Origin of the sequence: Streptomyces inusitatus, assembly GCF_014651115.1 — a bacterium.
Lineage (GTDB): Bacteria > Actinomycetota > Actinomycetes > Streptomycetales > Streptomycetaceae > Streptomyces > Streptomyces amakusaensis.
In genome coordinates this window covers 1-593 of record NZ_BMWG01000102.1, presented here as the reverse complement: position 1 = coordinate 593, position 593 = coordinate 1, and the positions used below count along the sequence as shown (strand labels likewise).

At 68.8% G+C, this 593-nt stretch carries 1 protein-coding gene; it reads right to left on the bottom strand.

Annotation, left to right across the window (positions count from 1 at the left end; genetic code table 11):
* A partial coding sequence (locus IE247_RS34010; protein ID WP_229869538.1) for a condensation domain-containing protein occupies positions 1 to 545 on the bottom strand: 545 nt, incomplete at its 3' end.
* Positions 546 to 593: the final 48 nt, after the last annotated feature.

The window sequence follows — 593 nt, the reverse complement described above, 5'->3', positions numbered from 1 at the left end:
GCCAGGTCCCAGCGCCGTACCCGCTCCAGCAGCTCACCGAACGACGGGTCCCCCGAGGTGTCCGTCCGCAGGACCACCGTGTTCACGAAGAACCCGACCAGATCGTCCAGCGCCTCGTCCGAACGCCCCGCCACCACCGTCCCCAACGGCACATCCCCACCCGCACCGTACCGGGACACCACCGCCGCCACCACCGCACGCACCACCATGAACAGCGTCACATGACGCTCCCGCGCCACCCCCCGCAACCCCCCCAACACCACACCGTCAACCCCCAGCGTCACCGAACCGCCCCGGTACGACGGCACCACCGGACGCACACGGTCCACCGGCAGCCCCACCTCCACCGGCAACCCCGCCAAAGCCCCCCGCCAGAACTCCAGCGAACCCGACACCACACTCCCCGGATCCGACTCCACCCCCAACACACCCGACTGCCACACCGTGTAATCCGCGTACTGCACCGGCAACCCCTCCCACACCGGCACACCACCACCCACCCGCACCCCGTACGCCACCGACAGATCCCGAGACAACGGACCCATCGACCACCCATCAGCAGCAACGTGATGCAACACCAACACCAACACCGA